The sequence below is a fragment of the Micromonospora tarensis genome, from assembly GCF_016803395.1.
Taxonomy (GTDB): Bacteria; Actinomycetota; Actinomycetes; order Mycobacteriales; family Micromonosporaceae; genus Micromonospora; species Micromonospora tarensis.
The window spans coordinates 33,875-52,727 of the sequence record NZ_JAEVHL010000007.1; the positions used below are offsets into that span (position 1 = coordinate 33,875).

The following is an 18,853-nucleotide window of genomic DNA, read 5'->3' on the forward strand; positions in this document are numbered from 1 at the left end:
CGTGGACTCGGACCACGGGTCGCGTCAATTTCCTGATGTCGACGACAAGCCCACTCTCAATCGTGACCGACCATGCCGGACCTTCCGGGGGTCGAGGCGACGCGAATCCGATGGAGTTGAGGAGGGCACATGGTTGATCCCGTTCTGCGGCTTGACGCAGTTGGTGGGCTGAACGAGTCGACGATCGTCGTGACCGGTGGTGCCGGCTTCGTCGGCAGCCACGTGGTCGCCCGGTTGCTGGCGGCCGGCGCGACTGTGAAGGTCATCGACGATCTTTCGACGGGCCGGCTAGAGAACCTGGACGACAGCCTGAGCGGCGGCCTGACAGGCGCGGACATTCGGATCTGTGACGTGCGGTCGGCCGAGGCCGCAAACGCCATACGGCTGTGGCGGCCGGAGATCCTCATCCATCTCGCCGCGCAGTCGAGCCTGCCAGCCTCGACACGGTCGCCGCTCGTCGACGCGGACATCAATATCCGGGGAACGGTGAACGTGCTCGATTCTTGCGCTGAGGCGGAGACCGGGCTCGTCGTGTACGCGGCCACCAGCGCGATCTACGGCACGGTCGACGGCGATGCCCTGCCTGTTGCGGAGACCGCGCCGATCGCGCCGACCAGTCCGTACGGGCTGAGCAAGGCGACGGCACTTGAGTACCTCGACTGGTACCGAGATCACCGGAGCGTCGACTACACGGCGCTCGTGCTGGGCAACGTCTACGGGCCACGCCAAGTTGGCCCGATGTGCGGCGTCGTCGGCCTGATGGCGCAGGCCGCGATGGCGGGCGCGGACTTGGCCATCTTTGGCGACGGCCACCAAACGCGAGACTTCGTGTTCGTCGCCGACGTCGCCGAGGCGGTGACCGCCGCCTGCACCGCTGGCGGCGTCGGGCTGGTCAACATCGCCTCGGGCGTCGAGACGACCGTTGGCGAGATCGCCGGGTTGGTCTCTCAGGCAGCCGGCACTGGAGCTTTACGCCATGCCGATCCGCTGCCAGGTGAGGTGCGGCGCATGGCGTTGGACATCTCGAGGGCGAGGGACCTGCTCGGTTGGCACCCCAGGACCCCGCTCGCGGAGGGCATCCGGGTCACCGTCCGGGCCGCGCGGCGGCGCGATTCGATCAAGGAGGCGTCATGAGTTACGCGCGTCGATTTGCGGTCGGGCCGGTCGAGGTGCAGGTGACCTCGAATGAAGAATCGGTCCTTGACTACCTTGGCGAATTCTACACCGCGACGGGTGCCGCCTTGCCGGGCCACGACTGGACGGTCGACGCTCAGGTTGGCTTGCCAGAACCAGATGCGAACACCAACCAGTGGGGCGTTTCCTGGCGGATAGACCGCTCTGACCACACGGTCCATCTGCGCGCCGGGGCCCCCGAGAGCCTCTCCGTCACCGCCCGTAAGTGCGTACGGGAAGTCCTGGTCGACTGCTGCGAGCAGCGGCGATACACGATGTTGCACGCCTCCGCGGTCGTCGATGAGGCCCTCACGATCGTTGTTGTCGGAGACAAGGGAAGCGGCAAAACCACCCTTGCTCTGAAGGCCGCCCTCCGGCACGGGATGCGGTACGTGTCCAACGACCACCTGATCATGTACGGGCGTGACGGGGCAGGCACCCTCACGTTGACGTCGCTTCCCACGCTGATTCCGCTCAAAATCGGCACGTATCTGGACCTCGAAGGCGCATTGCCGGAGCCGTGGGATCGTGACGGGCTCGATGTCGAGGCATATCGTGCGTCACCGAGATCCGAGGTCTATCCGCTCGATCGGCGAGTCCTCTACACGTACCGCCGTTTGGGTCACGACAACCCGATCACGGTTGAGCTCGGCCCACGCCGCTTCCCGGCTACGACGTTGATCGTTTTGGCGGGCTACTCGCCGGGCGATGCTGGCGAACCCGAACCCGTCGCGGATCCCGTAACGGAGCTTCTCGCTCACGTTCGTACCGATTGGATGTTCGATCCGACGCTCAACCAGCGGTACCTTCCGCAGGCCGAGCGCGGCCGGGATGAGTACCTCGCTGACGCCCGCCGCATCGTCACCGCCCTGGCCGAGCGGTCGACAGTCGTTCGCTGGACTCACTGCGGTGATCCGGCCCCGATCCTGGGGTTCGCCGCCAATCGGAGACTGGTATGAAACCCCTCGTCACCGTCGTAATCCCCACGTACAACCGACCCGACCCTCTGCGGCATGCCCTGGCCAGCGTCGCCGCCCAGCGCGCCGTACCCGGCTCCGTCGAGGTAGTCGTCGTCAATGACGGCGGATGCGACGTCAGCATGGTCGCGAACGCAGCCCGCGAGCAGGGCCTCGTCGTCCGCCTCATCGATCTGGACCAGAACGGTGGTCTTCCTTCAGCGCGCAACGTCGGCATTCAGGTCGCACGAGGTGATTACCTCGCCTTGCTCGACGACGACGACATCTTCCTGCCCAGCCACCTCGGCACAGCCCTCGCAGCGCTGAGCACGGGGGATGCCGACCTCGCGTACACGGTGTGCGCCGTCCAGGAAGCGCGCGTCGACCCCACGAACCCGCCGGCATTCAGCACCCCTACCACGTTCTCGTTTGATCCGGACCTGCTGTCGGTGGCCAACTTCATGCCGGTCCATACCGCAGTGCTTCGGCGCCCACCGGAGTCGGCTCGGTTCGACCCTGACCTTCCCGCGCTTGAGGACTGGGACATGTGGCTGCGTCTGGCCCGCGAGCATCGTTACCGGTTCGTGCACGTCCCGGAGCCCACCGTCGTCTACCACCGCATCGCGAGCGAGGCCAGCATGGTCGGCGCGACCGTCGGCGATGGGCATGCCCTCGCCCACTTCGGGAACCTGACCGAACAGATGTGGTGTCGCTGGCCCGCACGCACGCCCAAGGCGCAACACTTCCGGCTGTACATCGCCGTCATGTATTGGCACTCGTTGGCGCGCCTGGCGGCCGGTCATGCGCTCAGTGACCAGTACTTTCAACGCTGCGTCGCAGAGATCGCCGCGGTCTGGCACGGGGAGCGCTCCGAGACCGGCCTTCGCCAACGGCTCATCGACTCGATCAAGGAGACCGCCGATGTCGCACACGCCGCCTGATCTGCCTGGCTCAGCAGCCACGATCGGGCTGACCATCGACACGGTGCTTCGGCGCACGGACAAGACCCTGCTGGCGCGAGGCTCGTTCCGCGGCGAACCGGCAGCGGTGAAATATCTGATCGACCCAGACCCGTTCTGGGCGGCCAGGTGGCGGCACGAGCTGGACGTGTACGAGGTCTTCGGTGACACCACCCCGCCTGTCCGCGTTCCCGGGCTCCTCCATACCGACCGTGACCGGCTGCTGGTCCTGGAATGGGTCGACGCATCGCCCCTCGCGGTCGAACGCTACCCCCAGCGTGAGCTCGACACCCGAGAGGTCGATGCCGTCCTGGACTGCATCACCGCGTTGAATGAGTGGACCTACCCCGCCGTCCGGTTCTCACCCACCTTCGACTACTCCGACCGCCTGGCTCGGTACCAGGCCAAGGGGTACCTCACTGAGGACCAGCGAGAGGCTCTGGATAGTCTGCTGGCCCGCTGCGACGCGCCGGAACAGCTCAATCACGGCGACCCGCTGGCCAGCAACATCCTCCTCAATGCCGACCGTTCCGACAGCGATGACGAGGCCGAGACCACGGCGGTGCTAGTCGACTGGGAGTTCACCGGGCTGTTCCTTCCCGGCTTCGACCTTGCGATGCTCCACACCCAGGTCGGCGCAAGTACGCCAGTGATCCGCGAGCGTATCGAGGCGATCGTGAGTGAGACGGGCATCGAGGCCGCATTCGCGCTCAACCTCGCTGTGGTCCTGACCCGCGAGCTGCGCCTGCACCACGAACTGCCCGAGGACGACCCGGCCCGGACGCGGTGTCTGCCGATCATCGAGGCCGCCTGGACCTCGGCCAGCACCCGCCTACAACGGCTCGCCGCAGCGAGGCCAGCATGATCCACGTAGCCCTTGTCCACCGGGACCTCCACGAAGTGAGCCGCGGCGGCATCTGCACGCTCTACCGCTCCCTGGCCCGGCAACTGGCAGACCTGGGCGCATCGGTAACCATGATCACGCAGGAGTCACCCCACCCAGTGCAGGCGAAGGATGTCACCGTCGTCTCGCTTCCCCGCACCGAAGACCTGGTTCAGCACCGCGAGGCCGTCGCTGCCGCCCTCGACGCGGTCGGGCCCGACGTCGTCGACTGTTCCACCTGGGAGGCGGAGACCCTGCGGTATCTCGCCAAACCTCGCGAAGACCGAGCCCCCGTCCTCGTGCGCGGCGAGTTCAGCGCCGCCCGCCTCGACGCGGGCGACCTCGCTCGCGACGAACACCAACTCGTCCAGTCCGCCGACCAGGTCATCGCCGTCAGCCGGTACGCGGCCCAAGATCTCGCGGCGGAGTACGGCATTCCTCTGCCACTCGCGGTGGCCAACGGAGTCGACCGGGAACGGTTCCATCCTGGGAGGCCAACCACGCCCGCCAGCGGCTTCCACATCGACCTCGGGGTCGACGGCCACGTCGCAGGCCGCAGATCGATACCCGACCTCCTCGCGGCCGGGGAAACAGTCTCGCCATGGTCGCCGGATCCGGCTGGACGCCTCCGGCTCGTATGGGTCGGAAAGATCACGCCGATGAAGGGCTGGGACGTGCTCGAGACCGCCGCGACCCGGCTTCGGGACGTCGCCTCCATCTCCGTGCTGCTCGGCCACTCACCAACGTTCGCGCCGGTCACATCAGCCAGCGGCGCACTCACCGTCCTTCAAGATCTGGATGACACCGACCTGCCGGGCCTTTATGGCGCGGCGGACTGGCTGCTGTCCACGTCGCGCTGGGAAGGCTTTGGCCTCGCCATAGCCGAGGCGCTCGCCTGTGGCACCCCGGTCCTGCTGCCAGAGCACCTCGGCACCGCGCCTGAGTTGCTCGCCGCCGGTGGCGGTTACACGTACCGCGACCTCGATCACCTCGAGGACATCCTGACCCAGGCCGATCGCCCGGCCGGCCGCCTTCCCGACCATTTCGACTGGGCAGTCAACGCGGCGGAAAGTCTCCGGCTCTACCGAGAGCTCGTCGGCAGGTGAGCTGTGCGAATCCTGCTGATCGGCCCACACCACACCGGCGGAAGCATCCCGCCCTACCTCGACGTCTTCGTCGCCGCGCTGCGATTCCTCGGCGTGCGGGTCGACCGCCTCGGCTCATCGGGCGTGCCCTACGACAAGGGGCAGGACCGATTTTGGACGGCCGAACGCGTCCGCAAGGAGGCCGAGGGCTTGCTTGCCGACGTCGACGTGAACGCTTACGACCTGCTCTCTGTCCACTTCGGTAATCTCGACGTCGAACAACTGCTACCCGAGCTGTGGCCGGTCCGCCGACCTCCGGCCGTGTACCACCTACACAGCCTCGACTGGACCCTGTTCACTGACCACGTCCCCGAGCCGGAACTGCGCGAGGCGGTGAACAGGGGAGTCGCCGGGATGGACGCCTTCGTATGCTTCGGCACCTACGGAGCCGAGCGCCTCGAGACCCTCGCCGGGCCCGACGCACCACGCCTTGTCTCCTGGCTGCCGACCACCATCCCATCGGGCACCTCGCCGAGATACCCGAAGGATCTTGCAGCAGCCCTGGAACCCCCGGACCTTCGGCCGCTTGGCAGCCTCTACGGCTACGCAGCCCCCTGGAAAGACGCCGAGAACCTCATCGCCGCATGTAAGCGGACGAAGAAACCCGGCCGCATGATCGTCGCCGGCCCGCTCTGGGACGACCCATCACAGGCAGGACTGAATCTCGCTGCTGAGGTCAAGGGCACCACGCACGGATCAACACAGCTGCGTGTCGTACCGACGTACCTCGACGCTGCAGCTCGGATGGCGCTCGTAACGGCGACGGACTTCGCGATCTTCCCCTACCGCTCCCAGCCGACCTTCCAGGGCAGCGGTGCCATCGCCGACTACCTCGGCCACGGCGTGCCCGTCCTCGCAACGGACGTTGCCAACATGGCCGAACTGATCGGTGGCGCAGGAGTGGTCATGGAGCCCGCGAATCCCCAGTCGTTGGCCGACGCGGTCGATCGCTTCATCCACGACGTTCAACACCGCAAGAACCTGGCCAACTCCGCCCGGTGCCTCGCCCGCCGCTTCAGCGCCGTCCACCACGCCGCCCAATGCCTTCGGTTCTACGACACCCTCATCAGACGCTGAGACGGGACCAGCGACCATGACACTTCCCACTGAACTGATCATCGCCCGCCACGGCGAGGCCCACTGCAACCGCGAACAAATCGTCGGAGGACTCCAAGGGTGTCGCGGACTGACCGACCGCGGCCGACGCCAGATCGAACGACTAGCCCAACGACTCGGTCAAGAGCACCACGAGCGCCCCATTCACGCCATCTACACCACGCCGCTGCGCCGAGCCCAGGAAAGCGCCGCGATCATCGGCGCGTACCTCAGCTTGGACGCCGAGACCGTCGCAGACCTCGCCGAGCAGGACTACGGCGCCGCCGACGGCCGTCCGTGGACCGACGTCGTCGTTGAGTACGGGGACATCCCTGCTCTCGATGCGGACCGTCCGCTCGCAGCCGGCGGCGAAACCTGGCGGGACTACCTGCATCGGGCCAGCGTCGCCATCGGCGAGATCACGACCCGGCATGTAGGTAAGCGCGTCCTCGTCTTAGGCCACGGCGAAACCATCGATGCCACCTTCCACCACTCCTGGCCATGCCCATCGCCGTTCGGGCCACCGCGGCTGTCGCGGCGTACCATGCAAGCGTCACGACCTGGGTGCAGCAACCGCTCTCCTGGACCCGACCCTCCGCTGGTTGGCGATGGACCCTGACCAGCCACAACGACACCCGGCATCTGTCCGTAGATGCAGAGATGACCGGAAGTTAGCGGGTCTGTCTGCGGTGCCGACCGCCTCGCCGGTGCCTGGTGGCCTCGCGAGTAGCGGTAGGTTCAGCTGTCGAACACTTTTACTTTCATCGATTGGGGATGCCGGCCACGTGTCGCAGATCGAGAAGATCGCCGCTGAACTTCGCGCGATGATGACCGGGGTCGAACGAGCGCAGGGGTTGGCATCCGCCGCCGACAGTCAGGCGCAGGAGGTGGCCTTGCGGGCCGCGGGCGCGGGCTTCGTCGCCGTGGCGGCGGGTGTGGCGCGGGTGCGCAACGCGATCACGGGCATCCAGGGCGGCTTGGGAAGTCTCGCCGGGTCGATCGGTGAGGCGACGAAGGCCACCGCGGCGGTGCCGAACGAGGCCACCCCGCAGGAGACGATCGCCGGGCTGGCGCCCGTGCTGAGCGCCGTGGACGCCGCTCGTGACGCGGCGGCCGGGGCCATCACCGGAGTTGCTGAGGCGCAGCAACTCGTCACCGTGGTCCTGCAGGGCGGGCAACCCGGGCCGCTGCTGCAGGCCCTAGAGGCCATCAAGCAGGTCCTGGTGCTGATCGCTGCGCGCACCGGCGGGGCCCGGCAGGCTGTCGAGGCGGCGATCGCGCAGGCCCGGCAGTTGGGGTCGTCGGGAAACTGACGAGGGCTGGCGGTCACCCACCTACCAGCCCTACCCCTTCCGCGCACGCTGATCCGCCTTCGCCACCTCATGCCGCCGGCGACACCACGTCCGCTGACCACGACCACGGCGCGCCCTGGACCAGACAAACAACCGGAGTCCCGGGCGGGACGCCGACCGGTCCGAGAACCCGAATTCCACCGCGGTTGGACGACGACGGGCGTCGTCCGTTGGAGCTCGAGAACGAATGCGCCGATATAGTCGCCAGCAAGAGCTACCAAGTCCACCAGAACCCCACCAGGCAGGAGATCGCCGACGCCCGGCTCCGTACCGGCGACTCGGGCAACCCGAACAAAGACCCGGACTACCTGATCGAAGGTCACGTGTTCGACTGCTATTCGCCCACTCTTGGCAAGCCGGTGCGGGGTGTCTGGAGCGAGGTCCGCGCCAAGGTCGACAAGGAGCAGACCCAACGAGTGGTGCTGAACCTGCACGACTGGCACGGAGACCTCGCCGCTCTGCGGACACAGTTCGACACCTGGCCCGTCGAGAGGCTGAAAGAACTCGTCGCGGTAACGCCGAGTGGCGTGATCGTGCAGGTCGTCCGTCGAGACTGAGGAGAGGCGCAGAGATGGCTGTCGAGTTCAGGTTGACCCTGGCGGGTGACCTGCCCCTGGACCACGTGGCTGATCTCGTGGCGGCCGAACCCGCCGAGAAGCCCAGGCCGAGCGGCACCAACCCGCGGCTGTTGACTGCCCGCCTCTACGACACGTGCGGGTACGCGCTGACCGTCTCCTCAGGGAGCCAGGGCTATTTCGACGCCGAGGGCGACAACGGTGCCCGCTGGGAGTGGGAGCCGGAGACGTACGTCGACATCGACTTCTCCATGCGGGCGGACGACGTGGTCGACAAGGGGATCCCGAACATGATGCAGGCCGTGGCCCGGGTGTTGGCCGCCCGGCAGGAGGACGCGGCGCTGGTCCAGAACGGCAACTGGCTCCTGCTGACCCGTGTCGAGGGCACACTCCGCAGACACCGGCCTACCTGGTGGAGCCACTACGGCATAGATGACCTCGTCACCCCATGACCCGCCGAGCGGGGGTGACCCGCTGATGAACGACGCGGCTTCGACCCGCCGTTCGTGCGTGACATCGACGTCGTCCTCCTCGACCCGACGGACCTGACCCGCGACAACGACGACCGGGCCGCCGCGGAGGCTGATGGCGACGTGACCGGACCCGCGGTGGGAGGCGACGCCAGCCGGGGAAGCGGGAAACCCCACATGATCTTCGATGATGTGCGCGGTGTGTGCTCTCCAGCGGATGCCAACCGGGGTCAACCGGTGCCAGCGCGGGTCACTGCGGCCGAGCGCCGGTCGCAAATCGGGGTTCGTGTGCTCCGGGTGTGGTCCTGGGCTGGGAGAACGGGGGTCCGGGGAACGTGGGTGAACGTGGGCCACTCCCTGCCACCCCAGGTGAACCCCAGGTCGTTACACTGACCACTCGCGCCCCCGTAGCTCAGGGGATAGAGCATCGGTTTCCTAAACAGCACGCGATTCTCACCCGCAGGCTGATGACCTGCGGGTTCCCAGTTCTAAAGATCCAAAATTGGTCGCAAGGCGCTATTGCTGTGATCGCTTGCTGAAGATTTGCGGTTGCGGCGTCTAGCCTGTTCAGAGTGCCGATGGCGCGATGGACTGTGGCACCCGCACCGCTTGAAGATCACACCATTGCTCGACCGCATGACCGCCGCCTTTCGTCGATCCGTCCTGCGGCTCAGCATGACGATGTTCCGAACAGCGGCTCATCACCCGGAAGAGCGACACCGACTCTGCCGCCGTGGCGGCAGAGTCGCGAGTACCAGGGCTTGGACCTGTTCGAAGCCCCGCAGGGCGCATTTCGTTAGACGTCCGGTCGGCACCGGCGGCGGCGAAGTCCGGGTCGGTGGATGCCATCCACGGCCGGCGGCTCGGTGAGAATATTGGGGTGAGTCGAGGAAGAGCCGATGGAGCGGACTACTCGTCGGTGAACGCGAGCCGGGTGCGGAGGCGGTTGAAGTGGCTGTACGGGATGGTCTTGTCGTGCTGGAGGCGGCCGACGACGATACCGGGATGGACACCGGCTTCCTTCGCTAGAGCGACGGCCTGCGCTTGGGAACGGACAGTGGCCAGGCGGCTGTCGAACGATCGAGGTAGCAGGACCCGGCCGGCGAAGTCGTCTGCTTCGAGTTCCATGGCGTTGTCGGTGTCGGGGCGGTCGATGCCGTCAACGATGGTGAACCTTCTGCGGTCATGCAGAAGGACGTGTGCTGCCTCGTGGAAGAACGTGAACCAGAAGATGTCCGCCCAGCGGTGCCGGACGCTGAGCTGGACGAGTGGTCGTTCGCTGGGAAGCCAGCGAACGGCGCCGTTGATGCGGGCGCCGACGATCTCGCGTTCGACGACGAGTGCGACGCCGGCGTCAGCGCACAGGGATTCGAGTTGCGCTAGCCAGATCTTGGGGTCCTCGATGTTGGTGAGGGCGCGTATGCGGGGGAGGTGGTCACGGAACCGGCTGCGGTCGAATGGTGGTAGGTCGGCTCGGTCGGCCCGGATCTCGCCGATGCGCAGCCACGCGGCGAGCGCGCCGTAGTCGACGTCGAAGGCGCGGGACTGCCGATAGGCGGTCGGTACCGCCCAGACCTGGTGCCACGCGTCCGGTGAGGCGACCTTGAAGAAGGCAAGGACCTCGCGCAGCCGTTCGACCGGCGACGTGTCGCTGCGGACGAAGCCTCTGCGGATGAGTTCTGCGACCGGGAGCTGGTTCAGCCAGTCGACGTGCGCCTGCAGCCGGGTGGTTTCCTCCAGCCGGGTCTGCGCCACCTGGTAGGCCGCCTCCAGCCCGGTCCACACCTGCGCGGCCACGCCGGTGACCAGTTCAAGCCTCACGGCCGTCTCGGCGCTCAGCGTCGCCGTGCCGAGCACGATCTGGTTGATGTGCTTGGTGGACAACCCGGTCCGCCGCGCCAGGTCGGCCTGGCTCATGCCGCGTTCGGTGAGGACCTCGACCAGCGTCTCGCCGGGCGGGACCGCGTAGTCGGGCCGGAACCGCCGGGTGTTACCGGTGTTTGTCATCGGCGAGTCCTTCCCGCTGGTTGATCGCTGACGGAGAGCACACGCACGGTGCCAGCGCCGTCGGACGTCCGGTCGTCGAGGGCGAACCGGATGACCGCCACGTTGCCAACGTTGATCATCCACGTGTCGTCCGTCGCGTCGCGGCGCAGGCCGCCCGGAAGTGCGCGCAGCGCCTCGACGGTCGGAGCGGCCTCGATCTGCAAGAGCCTGCGGCCGACCGCCATCCCGCCCGCCGCCCCCCAGCGCGCCGTCAGCTTGGCTGCCCGGCTGCACAACTCGGCGGTCTCGTTGTCGCCGAACCAGATGTCCATCACCCTGGACTCTAGCGTTTCATGCACGGGTCACCTCTACGCGACTGTTTCGTAGACCTATCCGGTGCATGGAACGTTCTGGCCGTGAAGTATCGTGAGAGCAAGGTCGACAACAGGCTCGGCCCGAGACGGAGGCACGCAGGTGACGGAGAGGGTACGGCCAGTGAGCGGCGATCGGTTCCAGATCCTGTCGCTGGACGGGGGCGGGCTGCGGGGGATGTTCTCGGCTGCGGTCCTAGCGGGTCTCGAGGAAGACCTCGACATCCGCATCGTCGACCACTTCGACCTGATCGCCGGAACGTCGACCGGCGGGATCATCGCGCTGGGCCTGGGGTTGGGCCTCACCCCGCGGGAGATCCTGCAGTTCTACACCGACCACGGCTCGCGGATCTTCCGCGACCGCAGCCGGCTGCGCGGCGTGCGGCACCTGCTGCGCGCCAAGCACGCCGCCGAGCCGCTGCGCACCGCGCTGACCGAGGTCCTCGGCGAGCGCACCTTCGGGCAGAGCGCCAAGCGGCTGCTGATCACCTCGTACAACATCGGTGCGGACGACGTCTACCTGTTCCGCACCCCGCACCTGCCGACCCTGAAGCGGGACTGGCGTGAGCGTGCGGTCGACGTCGCCATGGCCACCGCCGCCGCGCCGACCTATTTGCCCGGCATGCCGCTGGGCGGTGCGCGGCTCGTCGACGGCGGTATCTGGGCGAACAACCCGGCGATGGTCGCGCTGACCGAAGCGGTCGGCCCGCTCGGCGTGCCGCTGGAGCAGATCCGGGTGTTCAGCCTCGGCACCACGACTGACCGGCGGCACCGCAGCCGCCGCCTCGACCGGGGCGGCCTGTTCCCCTGGGCGCGCGACGCGGTCGAAGTCCTCATGCGCGCCCAGAGCGAGAGCGCCGCCAAGCAGGTCCGCCACTTCCTGGGCAAGGACAACGTCCTGCGGCTCAACCCGACCGTGCCGACCGGCGCGCTCGCCCTGGACAAGGTCGACGCCGACGCCCTGATCGGCCTCGCTGGGCACCACAGCCGCGACGCATCACCGGCATTCACCCGCTGCTTCGCCGACCACACCGCGCCGGCGTACGTCCCGCACTACCCGGCCCGGAAGGACTGACCCGTGCACACCGTGGAACAGATGGACACCATGGAGGAGATGCTGTCGATGCTGCTCGACGGCGCCGTCGAAACCCTCGACATCTCCCCGCACCTGTACCAGCTCGCCGTCGACAAGTACGAGGAGGTCGGCACCTGGCTGGCCGAGCACGGCACCCCGGACTGGCGCATCTACCCGCAGGGCTCGTTCCGGCTCGGCACCGTCGTGCGGCCGAACACCCCGACCGGGGAATACGACATCGACCTGGTGTGCTGGCTGCCGATCGCTAAGGAGTCCACCACCCAGGCCGAACTCAAAGAGCGCGTCGGGCGCATGCTGCACGCCTTCGTGCGGTTCAAGCACCGCCAAGGCCACGGTGACGGCCCCGCCAGCTGCGAGTCCACCCGCCGCTGCTGGACCCTGAGCTACCCCGACGACGGCTTCCACCTCGACGTCCTGCCGACCATCCCGGACGTCGACCTGCCGCCCACCGGCATCCTGCTCACCGACAAGCAACTGCGGCTGTGGCAGCACTCCAACCCGATCGGCTACGCCACCTGGTTCCAGCAGCAGTCGCAGCTCGATCGCCGCCTCGTCGAGGCGAAGCGGCACGCGAACGTCGCCGACGTGCCCGACTGGCAGGTGCGCAGCACCCTGCAGCGGGCCGTGCAGATCCTCAAGTGGCACGCCATGCTGTACTTCGCCGACGACACTGAGCACCGGCCCCCGTCGATCCTCATCACCACCCTCGCCGCCCGCGCCTACCTCGGCGAGTCCGACCTCTTCACCGCCACCCGCGCCGTCATGGACCGGATGAACGCGTACGTCGAGAACCGCCACGGCCAGTTCTGGGTGCCCAACCCGGCGCACGAGGACGAGAACTTCGCCGACAAGTGGAACGAGTATCCGGAGCGGCGCAAAGCCTTCCTCCACTGGCACAACGACCTCGCTGTGCTGCTCGACGAGCTCGTGCATCTGCAGCACAAGGGACTCCCGGCCCTCGCCGCCCGGATGTCGGAAAGCTTCACCGCCGACGCCGTGCAACGTTCCTTCCAGCGGCTTGCCGAGCGCCGGACCATCGAGGTGAAGACCGGCAAGTTGCACATGGCCACCGGCGGCCTGCTCACCACGACGACCGCGTCCGGACCGCGCGTCCCACGACACACATTCCATGGTCAGCATCCCCACCCGCGCGGTTAACCTCACCAGGCAGCTCGTCGCGATCACCACCGTGCTGCCTGACGCCGAAGGCGCCGTCCGCGGCGGCGAGCTCACCTGCACCGTCCGGCTTGAGCCGTCGCTGGCCAGCCGGACCTACACCGTGCGTCTGACCTACCGGCACGGACTCCGTCCCAAGGTCACCGTCATCGACCCTCCCGTGCTGGAGTTGCACCCAGACGCGGAGGCGCTCCCGCACGTCTACCCCGGCGACGAGCTGTGCCTGTACTACCCGGGGGAGTGGAAACACCACATGCTCCTGGCGACCACGATCCTGCCCTGGACCACCGAATGGCTCCTGCACTACGAGCTGTGGCTCATCATCGGGTATTGGGCGGGCGGCGGCCACACTCACGCGACCGGAGGGGCAGTGCACTACCGACCGAACCGTGGCGCCTGACCACCGACGTGTGGGCTCTGGCTCACTTTCGGTGGTGACATTCCGTAGCGACCTTGCAGATGCACGCGCGGACCGATGACGCTGATTGTCTCGGGGTCTTCGCCGGAGACGCGCGACCCCGACTTGCTGCCCTGTTTGCCCTGGTTGTACCAATTTAAACAGCGCCACCACCCAGCCCGTTGAGATCGCTACTCTCTGCTGCCACCGAAAGTGAGCCGAAGCCGAAATCTACGCAGTCCCGCCTTTATATCCAGATTCCCCCATTGTCCTGCGGCGACGTTCTGGCCATATCGGGTGGCCGACATTTGCGCTCCGCCGTCGGAGTCGTCGTACCCGCGAGGCATACTCGCCCGGAGTCAGGTTTCGCGTCGAGCCGTGAGGATGACGGGTCGTGTCTCGCAGCAAGAAGGTCAGCCGGCAAACCCTTATCGGTGAGGCTGGCGTGGCGCTGATCCATACCCGGGTGACCGCGATGGGCTTCCTCTTCGAACCACACCGGCTCGATCATGGAATTGACGGCCGCATCGAGCTCGTCGATCCCGTTACTCAAGAGGCTCTCAACCTGACGCTGCTGGTGCAGAGCAAGGCCAGCACGCTGCCGTTCCCGGGCGAGACCGACACGTCCTTCCGCTACACCTGCCGCGAACGCGACCTTCACTACTGGCTGGGCGGCAACGCCACGGTCATCCTGGTCCTATCGCACCCAGATGACAACGAGGCCTGGTGGGTCGACATCCAGGCCGCCTTTGCGGATCCGGCGCGACGGGCCTCCCGTACGGTCACGATCGACAAGCGCCGGCAGGTGTTCGATGCCTCCGCTGCCCCCGAGCTCCTGCAGCGCGCGATGAAGCCCTGCTATTCGTACGGCATGGACGAGGGCCCTGGCCGTCTGATATCCGAGGCCTGGAGCCCATTCGCCCTTGAGGTTCACGAGGCGATCACCCCGTTCGGCGACACAACCGGCCTGCCCGAGCTGCCGCCGTACGTTCCCCGCCAGCACGACGGTGATCTCGAGAAGATTGTGCAGAAGGCGGCCGCTGGCGTCAGCGGGATCGCACTGCTGCTCGGCAACTCCTCGACGGGGAAGACCCGCTCGGCCTGGGAACAGGTCCACCGCCTGCCGTGCCATTGGCGGCTGTGGCACCCGGCGTCGCCAGACGAGCTGGTCGAGCGGTTGCCGTCGGTTGGGGCGCATACCGTGCTGTGGCTGAACGAGTTGCCTCGCTATCTGTACACCGACGACGTTCGCCGGGATGAAACGATCGCGGCCGGGTTGTTGGAAGCGCTCCGCAGCGCGGATTGCGCCCCCGTACTGATCCTGGGGACGCTTTGGCACGAGTATCGGTTGCGCCTGGCCCCGGCCGAGGTCGAGATCGGCAGCGAGACCCGGCCGAACGCGCGGATCCTCGTCGCGGGCAACCTGGTTCCCGTCCCGGAGACCTTCGGTGCCGTCGAGTCGGGCCGACTCGCCGAGGCCGCAGTCACCGACGCCCGCCTCGCCGAGGCCCTGGCTCGGGCCGAGGAAGGGCACATCACCCAGTACTCGCCGGCGGCCCCGCGCAGATCCAGCGGTATCGAACGGCCGACCCGGTGGCCCGAGCCGTGTTGCACGCCGCGATGGACGCCCGCCGTCTCGGTTGGGGTGAAGTCTTACCAATGGGTTTCTTGGCTGCTGCGGCCCAGTCCTACCTGACCGACCTGCAACGCGCCACCCTGCCGATCGACTGGTTCGACCGTGCCCTTAAGGAGTATCTACTTCCGCTGTGTCAGGGCGCCCGGGGACCGTTGTCGCGGGCTGGCGACGACTTTCGGCTCGCCGACTACTTGGAGCAGCACGGCAAGCGCACCCGCCAGGGCAGCCGCCCACCGGACGGTTTCTGGGCGGCCGCGCTGCGCGACGACGTCACCGGCGGGGATGCGGCGGCCATGGCCAGGGCGGCGTACCGGCGCGATCGGCGGGAGATCGCCCACCGGTTGGCGTTGGAGGCGGCGGTCCGCGGTGATCGAGCCGGATTGGCCACCTTCGCGGCGATGGTGGAAGAGGACGAGGGCCGCGACGAGGCATCGCCGTACCTCGAACTCGCGGCGGAGAACGGAGATACCCGGTCGCAGCTGGTTCTCGGCCACCGATGTGAGGACTCGGGCGATTACGACGCCGCCGAAGCCTGGTATTCCCTGGCGGATGACGGCGCCAACCCACACGCCCTCGTCGGCTTGGCATCAGTGCACGCACGCCAAGGGCGCTACGAGGTCGCCGACGAGCTCTACCAGACCGCCTTGACCAACGGCGGGGCGCGAGAGGTGGAATACCAGGCCCGCGACCTCGCCAAACGCGACGAACACGACGAAGCTCTCCGGCTCGCTGAGGAGTCGTTCCGGCACGGCAACCGGGAGGCGCTCACCGGCCTGGCGTGGCGATACACCGGCCCCGACCTGCCACGCGCCTTCGCCGTGATGCGGCGCGCGATGGCACTCGGCTTCGACGACGCGATCACCGAGATGGTCATCCTCGCCACGACGGCCAACGACCCCGCGCTCGTCAGGAGGTACTGCGACCTCGCGATCGAGTCGGGCCATCCCAATGCCCAACGTGTGGCCGGGCATGTCCTCGCGCGGTCCGGTGACGAGCGCCGAGGTGCGGCTCTGCTCTGGCGTGCCTTCAATGGCGGCCTGCACTGGTCCCTGTTCGAGCTGGCAGAGCTCCGCGAGCGGCAGGGTCGCGTCCGCGCCGCGCGCCGACTCTACCGGCGGCTCACCAGCGTCGGGCAAGTCTTCGCACTGGTTCGGCTGGCCGTCTCGTACGAGCAGGCGGGCGACCAGAGCACCGCCGAGCATCTGGCCTCAACGTACGCACGGCTGGAACACCTGGGACCGAAGGACAGCGGATGGCGTTGGGTCGCCGAGGCGCGATACCAACGCGGCGACCATGCCGGCGCGAAGAGACTGCTGGAACGGATCGCGTCCGCCGGCGACACCCACGCTCTGGTCACGATGGCCGGATGGGCCATCAAGACCGGCGACCGGCCGGAGGCCGAGGCGGCGGTGAATCGAGCTATCGACAGCGGGGCGCCCGGAGCGAAGAAGCTCCTGCTGCAACTGAGGCAGTCGTCAGAATAAGCCGAGCTGACCGGGTATCGGCTCCTCCCGGCTAACCGTCGAGGGCGCCGTTGGAATGGGCCGGTCCGCTTCCTCGATTTCTTCGAGGCAGGCCAGCATCGGCCGGTATCGGTAGCAAACGGCTGCGCGAGCACTTGGACCGCTTGAAGTTCTACGGCAAAACGGCTACGGCCTGAAGTTCGATCAGGATCGCGCCGGCAATGTATTGGACGACCTCCGAACCGGCGGTATGTCCGACGTCAATGTCATCGTGAGCGCGCTCGCAGCGTTGCACGTTTCCGTACGGGGCAGAAGATCCGCGAACTGGCGAAGAGGCAGATGCTCCGACTCGCGTGGCAGACAGGGGCTGCACGTAGTGACGGTCACAGATCGCCTGGTCACCTCACCGGTATTCGTCCTCAGCTCGATCCGATCCGGATCAACACTGCTGCGGTGCATTCTCAACACCCACTCCCAACTGCACGCTCCCCACGAACTCCAGTTGGTGGACTTGGCGGTCGGCATAGAAAGCCGCTTCGCGCGACTCGCCATGGAGGTTGCCGTCCTCGGCACGCGCGAGCTGGAACATCTCCTGTGGGACAGGGTGCTGCACAGGGAATTACTCCGCTCGGGCAAGCCCATCGTCATCGACAAGACCCCCACGAACCTGCTGCGCTGGCGTTGTCACGTACGTCGTCTTCGGCTCGCAGCACGGGGCACTTCTCGTAGAACGCGGTGAAGGTCGTGGCTAGCCCGTACAGGTACGTCGCCAGGCGGTGGAACTCCAGCGACTCCGCCACGTCGGCGATCACGCCCTCGATCGCGAGTAGCTCGATCGCCACGCACGTTCCGCAGGCTCGGATACGTTGATCGCCGCGAGATCCGTTGAGGGGGTGACGTCACCCCGTCGGAAGATCGACAGGATCCGGGCGCGGGCATACTGCAGATAAGGGGCGGTGTTGCCCGCGAAGGAGAGCATCCGCTTCCAGTCGAAGACGTAGTCCTTGTTCCGGTCGTTGGACAGATCGGCGTACTTCAGCGCGCCGATGCCGACCACTCGAGCGACCTCGGAGCGCTCCGCCCTCACCAAGATCGGGATTCTTCTGCTCAACAAGGGCCGCCGCCCGCGCCACGGCTTCGTCGATGAGGTCGACCAACTTGACCGTGTCCCGTTACGCAGCAGAGCATCGGCCTCCGCACGTGAAGCCGGCTCGTTACCCGGGCGCTGGCGCTGCGGTTCGTCGGGCTGACTGGTCACGCCGTGCCTCTTTCATCAATATGCCCCTGTAGCCAGTGAATCAGCAGGGTCCGACGTAGAGCCATCCCCCGGAGGACCGGAGCTCCTCTGAGGACGGAAGGGGCGATTTACGGGCAGCCGCAGGTGCAGGTAGCGACTGCTTCGGTTCTCCGCAAGTTGCAGCGGCGCTCACGCGGTTCTACGTTGGAGCGGGATTCCTGAAACCAGCCGGCAGACGAGCTTGGCTGCGGCGATGACCGCCGCTGGCGGCGTCCGCGAGACAGGTTCACCGCACCCGGCCTCCCGTACTCCTGCGTGGACTGGTTCGCTGGCCAGGCTGGTGGGTGTTGCTCTGCGCGGCGCAGGAGGAAACGGTCAGCCCTGATGATGTCGCTCTCGCGCTGTACTCAGGCGGAGATGACCGTGTGCCCTGTCCCCGGTACCGGCGATGTCAGCGGCCGTCGCGAGCGGGCTGCTGGCGCCGGCGGGGGCGGTGGTGTCGAGCACCATGTTGTGAGTCTTGACCACCCCGACGGCGTCGCCCAGTCGGGTGAGGTTCCGGTTCCGCCGCTCCACCTCGCCGACGTCGAAGCCCGTAGCCGGCAGCTGGTCGGTGACCGCGACACGCCAAGACGACTCGACGCCCTCGCCGTCGGCCAACCCAGCGTGTGGCAGCAGGTCAACGACCTCATCGCCACCAAGAAACCCCGCGACTACAACACCGCCGTCCAACTTCTCACCGACCTGCGCGACGTCGCCGACCGCGACCGCGACACTGCACCGTTCCGGCAACGACTGGCAGAACTCGGACCAACCACGCCCGCAAACCAGCCTCCTCGAACGCCTCGACCTGGTAGCACTCGACCTGTGATCGATGCCGCCA

At 67.3% G+C, this 18,853-nt stretch carries 19 protein-coding genes and 1 pseudogene; 16 read left to right on the forward strand and 4 right to left on the reverse strand.

All coding sequences use genetic code 11. The annotated features are described in order from the left end of the window. Positions 1–129 precede the first annotated feature (129 nt). The 10 genes from JM949_RS02880 to JM949_RS02925 all read left to right on the forward strand — a co-directional run bounded on the left by JM949_RS02880 (position 130) and on the right by JM949_RS02925 (position 8,590). On the forward strand, positions 130–1,134 hold the full coding sequence (locus tag JM949_RS02880) for an NAD-dependent epimerase/dehydratase family protein (RefSeq protein ID WP_203146908.1): 1,005 nt from the start codon (positions 130–132) through the stop codon (positions 1,132–1,134). Then, a complete protein-coding gene (locus tag JM949_RS02885) occupies positions 1,131–2,132 on the forward strand; it encodes a phosphoenolpyruvate carboxykinase (ATP) (protein WP_203146909.1) in 1,002 nt (333 codons plus the stop codon). Before JM949_RS02880 ends, JM949_RS02885 begins: the two co-directional genes overlap by 4 nt. After that, entirely contained in the window at positions 2,129–3,070 is a 942-nt protein-coding gene (locus tag JM949_RS02890) for a glycosyltransferase family 2 protein (protein WP_203146910.1), read from the forward strand. Before JM949_RS02885 ends, JM949_RS02890 begins: the two co-directional genes overlap by 4 nt. Then, positions 3,051–3,953 (forward strand): phosphotransferase, encoded by a 903-nt coding sequence (locus tag JM949_RS02895; protein WP_203146911.1) that lies wholly within the window; start codon positions 3,051–3,053, stop codon positions 3,951–3,953. The genes JM949_RS02890 and JM949_RS02895 overlap by 20 nt, the downstream gene beginning before the upstream one ends. Beyond that, positions 3,950–5,077, forward strand: coding sequence for a glycosyltransferase family 4 protein (locus JM949_RS02900; RefSeq protein WP_203146912.1), 1,128 nt, complete (start codon positions 3,950–3,952; stop codon positions 5,075–5,077). Before JM949_RS02895 ends, JM949_RS02900 begins: the two co-directional genes overlap by 4 nt. Positions 5,078–5,080: 3 nt before the next feature. After that, positions 5,081–6,193 carry a glycosyltransferase family 4 protein gene (locus JM949_RS02905; RefSeq protein WP_203146913.1) on the forward strand — a complete coding sequence of 371 codons (1,113 nt, stop codon included), beginning with the start codon at positions 5,081–5,083 and terminating at the stop codon, positions 6,191–6,193. Positions 6,194–6,209: 16 nt separating this feature from the next. Beyond that, a complete protein-coding gene (locus JM949_RS02910) occupies positions 6,210–6,830 on the forward strand; it encodes a histidine phosphatase family protein (protein WP_203146914.1) in 621 nt (206 codons plus the stop codon). Between the two features lie 166 nt (positions 6,831–6,996). Further along, positions 6,997–7,524, forward strand: coding sequence for a DUF6244 family protein (locus tag JM949_RS02915; RefSeq protein WP_203146915.1), 528 nt, complete (start codon positions 6,997–6,999; stop codon positions 7,522–7,524). Between the two features lie 185 nt (positions 7,525–7,709). After that, the gene (locus tag JM949_RS02920; protein WP_203146916.1) at positions 7,710–8,120 is read left to right on the forward strand and encodes a CdiA C-terminal domain-containing protein; all 411 of its coding nucleotides are present in this window, start codon (positions 7,710–7,712) and stop codon (positions 8,118–8,120) included. Positions 8,121–8,134: 14 nt separating this feature from the next. Further along, positions 8,135–8,590: a SitI3 family protein gene (locus tag JM949_RS02925; RefSeq protein ID WP_203146917.1), complete on the forward strand. Its 456-nt coding sequence runs from the start codon at positions 8,135–8,137 to the stop codon at positions 8,588–8,590. Between the two features lie 927 nt (positions 8,591–9,517). Here the strand turns inward: JM949_RS02925 and JM949_RS02930 are convergent. After that, complete coding sequence (locus JM949_RS02930) at positions 9,518–10,615, reverse strand: HigA family addiction module antitoxin (protein WP_203146918.1); 1,098 nt, start codon at positions 10,613–10,615, stop codon at positions 9,518–9,520. Further along, positions 10,612–10,926 (reverse strand): hypothetical protein, encoded by a 315-nt coding sequence (locus JM949_RS02935; RefSeq protein WP_203146919.1) that lies wholly within the window; start codon positions 10,924–10,926, stop codon positions 10,612–10,614. Before JM949_RS02935 ends, JM949_RS02930 begins: the two co-directional genes overlap by 4 nt. Positions 10,927–11,089: 163 nt before the next feature. Between JM949_RS02935 and JM949_RS02940 the strand changes: the two genes are divergently transcribed. From JM949_RS02940 to JM949_RS02965, 6 genes are all read left to right on the forward strand, one after another. Further along, positions 11,090–12,040: a CBASS cGAMP-activated phospholipase gene (locus JM949_RS02940; RefSeq protein WP_203146920.1), complete on the forward strand. Its 951-nt coding sequence runs from the start codon at positions 11,090–11,092 to the stop codon at positions 12,038–12,040. A gap of 3 nt (positions 12,041–12,043) precedes the next feature. Then, the gene (locus JM949_RS02945; RefSeq protein ID WP_203146921.1) at positions 12,044–13,219 is read left to right on the forward strand and encodes a nucleotidyltransferase domain-containing protein; all 1,176 of its coding nucleotides are present in this window, start codon (positions 12,044–12,046) and stop codon (positions 13,217–13,219) included. After that, positions 13,191–13,637 carry a hypothetical protein gene (locus tag JM949_RS02950; protein ID WP_203146922.1) on the forward strand — a complete coding sequence of 149 codons (447 nt, stop codon included), beginning with the start codon at positions 13,191–13,193 and terminating at the stop codon, positions 13,635–13,637. The genes JM949_RS02945 and JM949_RS02950 overlap by 29 nt, the downstream gene beginning before the upstream one ends. 391 nt (positions 13,638–14,028) lie before the next feature. Continuing rightward, positions 14,029–15,330 carry a DUF4365 domain-containing protein gene (locus JM949_RS02955; protein WP_203146923.1) on the forward strand — a complete coding sequence of 434 codons (1,302 nt, stop codon included), beginning with the start codon at positions 14,029–14,031 and terminating at the stop codon, positions 15,328–15,330. Continuing rightward, positions 15,303–16,754 carry a tetratricopeptide repeat protein gene (locus JM949_RS02960; protein WP_238432463.1) on the forward strand — a complete coding sequence of 484 codons (1,452 nt, stop codon included), beginning with the start codon at positions 15,303–15,305 and terminating at the stop codon, positions 16,752–16,754. Before JM949_RS02955 ends, JM949_RS02960 begins: the two co-directional genes overlap by 28 nt. Positions 16,755–16,983: 229 nt before the next feature. Beyond that, positions 16,984–17,472, forward strand: a complete 489-nt coding sequence (locus tag JM949_RS02965; RefSeq protein ID WP_203146925.1) for a sulfotransferase — start codon at positions 16,984–16,986, stop codon at positions 17,470–17,472. On the opposite strand, the pseudogene argS reads toward JM949_RS02965, so the two are convergent. Together argS and JM949_RS02975 are read right to left on the reverse strand one after the other, a co-directional pair. Continuing rightward, a pseudogene (gene argS, locus JM949_RS02970) lies at positions 17,405–17,902 on the reverse strand (arginine--tRNA ligase domain-containing protein); the annotation flags it as partial. The gene JM949_RS02965 and the pseudogene argS sit on opposite strands and share 68 nt — an antisense overlap. Before the next feature lie 443 nt (positions 17,903–18,345). Continuing rightward, complete coding sequence (locus JM949_RS02975) at positions 18,346–18,762, reverse strand: hypothetical protein (RefSeq protein WP_203146926.1); 417 nt, start codon at positions 18,760–18,762, stop codon at positions 18,346–18,348. Positions 18,763–18,853 lie beyond the last annotated feature (91 nt).

Coding starts and splice junctions, on each gene's coding strand:
- JM949_RS02930 (WP_203146918.1), bottom strand. CDS start 10,615: ATGACAAACACCGGTAACACCCGGCGGTTCCGGCCCGACTACGCGGTC.
- JM949_RS02890 (WP_203146910.1), top strand. CDS start 2,129: ATGAAACCCCTCGTCACCGTCGTAATCCCCACGTACAACCGACCCGAC.
- JM949_RS02895 (WP_203146911.1), top strand. CDS start 3,051: ATGTCGCACACGCCGCCTGATCTGCCTGGCTCAGCAGCCACGATCGGG.
- JM949_RS02925 (WP_203146917.1), top strand. CDS start 8,135: ATGGCTGTCGAGTTCAGGTTGACCCTGGCGGGTGACCTGCCCCTGGAC.
- JM949_RS02965 (WP_203146925.1), top strand. CDS start 16,984: ATGTCCGACGTCAATGTCATCGTGAGCGCGCTCGCAGCGTTGCACGTT.
- JM949_RS02900 (WP_203146912.1), top strand. CDS start 3,950: ATGATCCACGTAGCCCTTGTCCACCGGGACCTCCACGAAGTGAGCCGC.
- JM949_RS02885 (WP_203146909.1), top strand. CDS start 1,131: ATGAGTTACGCGCGTCGATTTGCGGTCGGGCCGGTCGAGGTGCAGGTG.
- JM949_RS02880 (WP_203146908.1), top strand. CDS start 130: ATGGTTGATCCCGTTCTGCGGCTTGACGCAGTTGGTGGGCTGAACGAG.
- JM949_RS02950 (WP_203146922.1), top strand. CDS start 13,191: ATGGTCAGCATCCCCACCCGCGCGGTTAACCTCACCAGGCAGCTCGTC.
- JM949_RS02935 (WP_203146919.1), bottom strand. CDS start 10,926: ATGGACATCTGGTTCGGCGACAACGAGACCGCCGAGTTGTGCAGCCGG.
- JM949_RS02910 (WP_203146914.1), top strand. CDS start 6,210: ATGACACTTCCCACTGAACTGATCATCGCCCGCCACGGCGAGGCCCAC.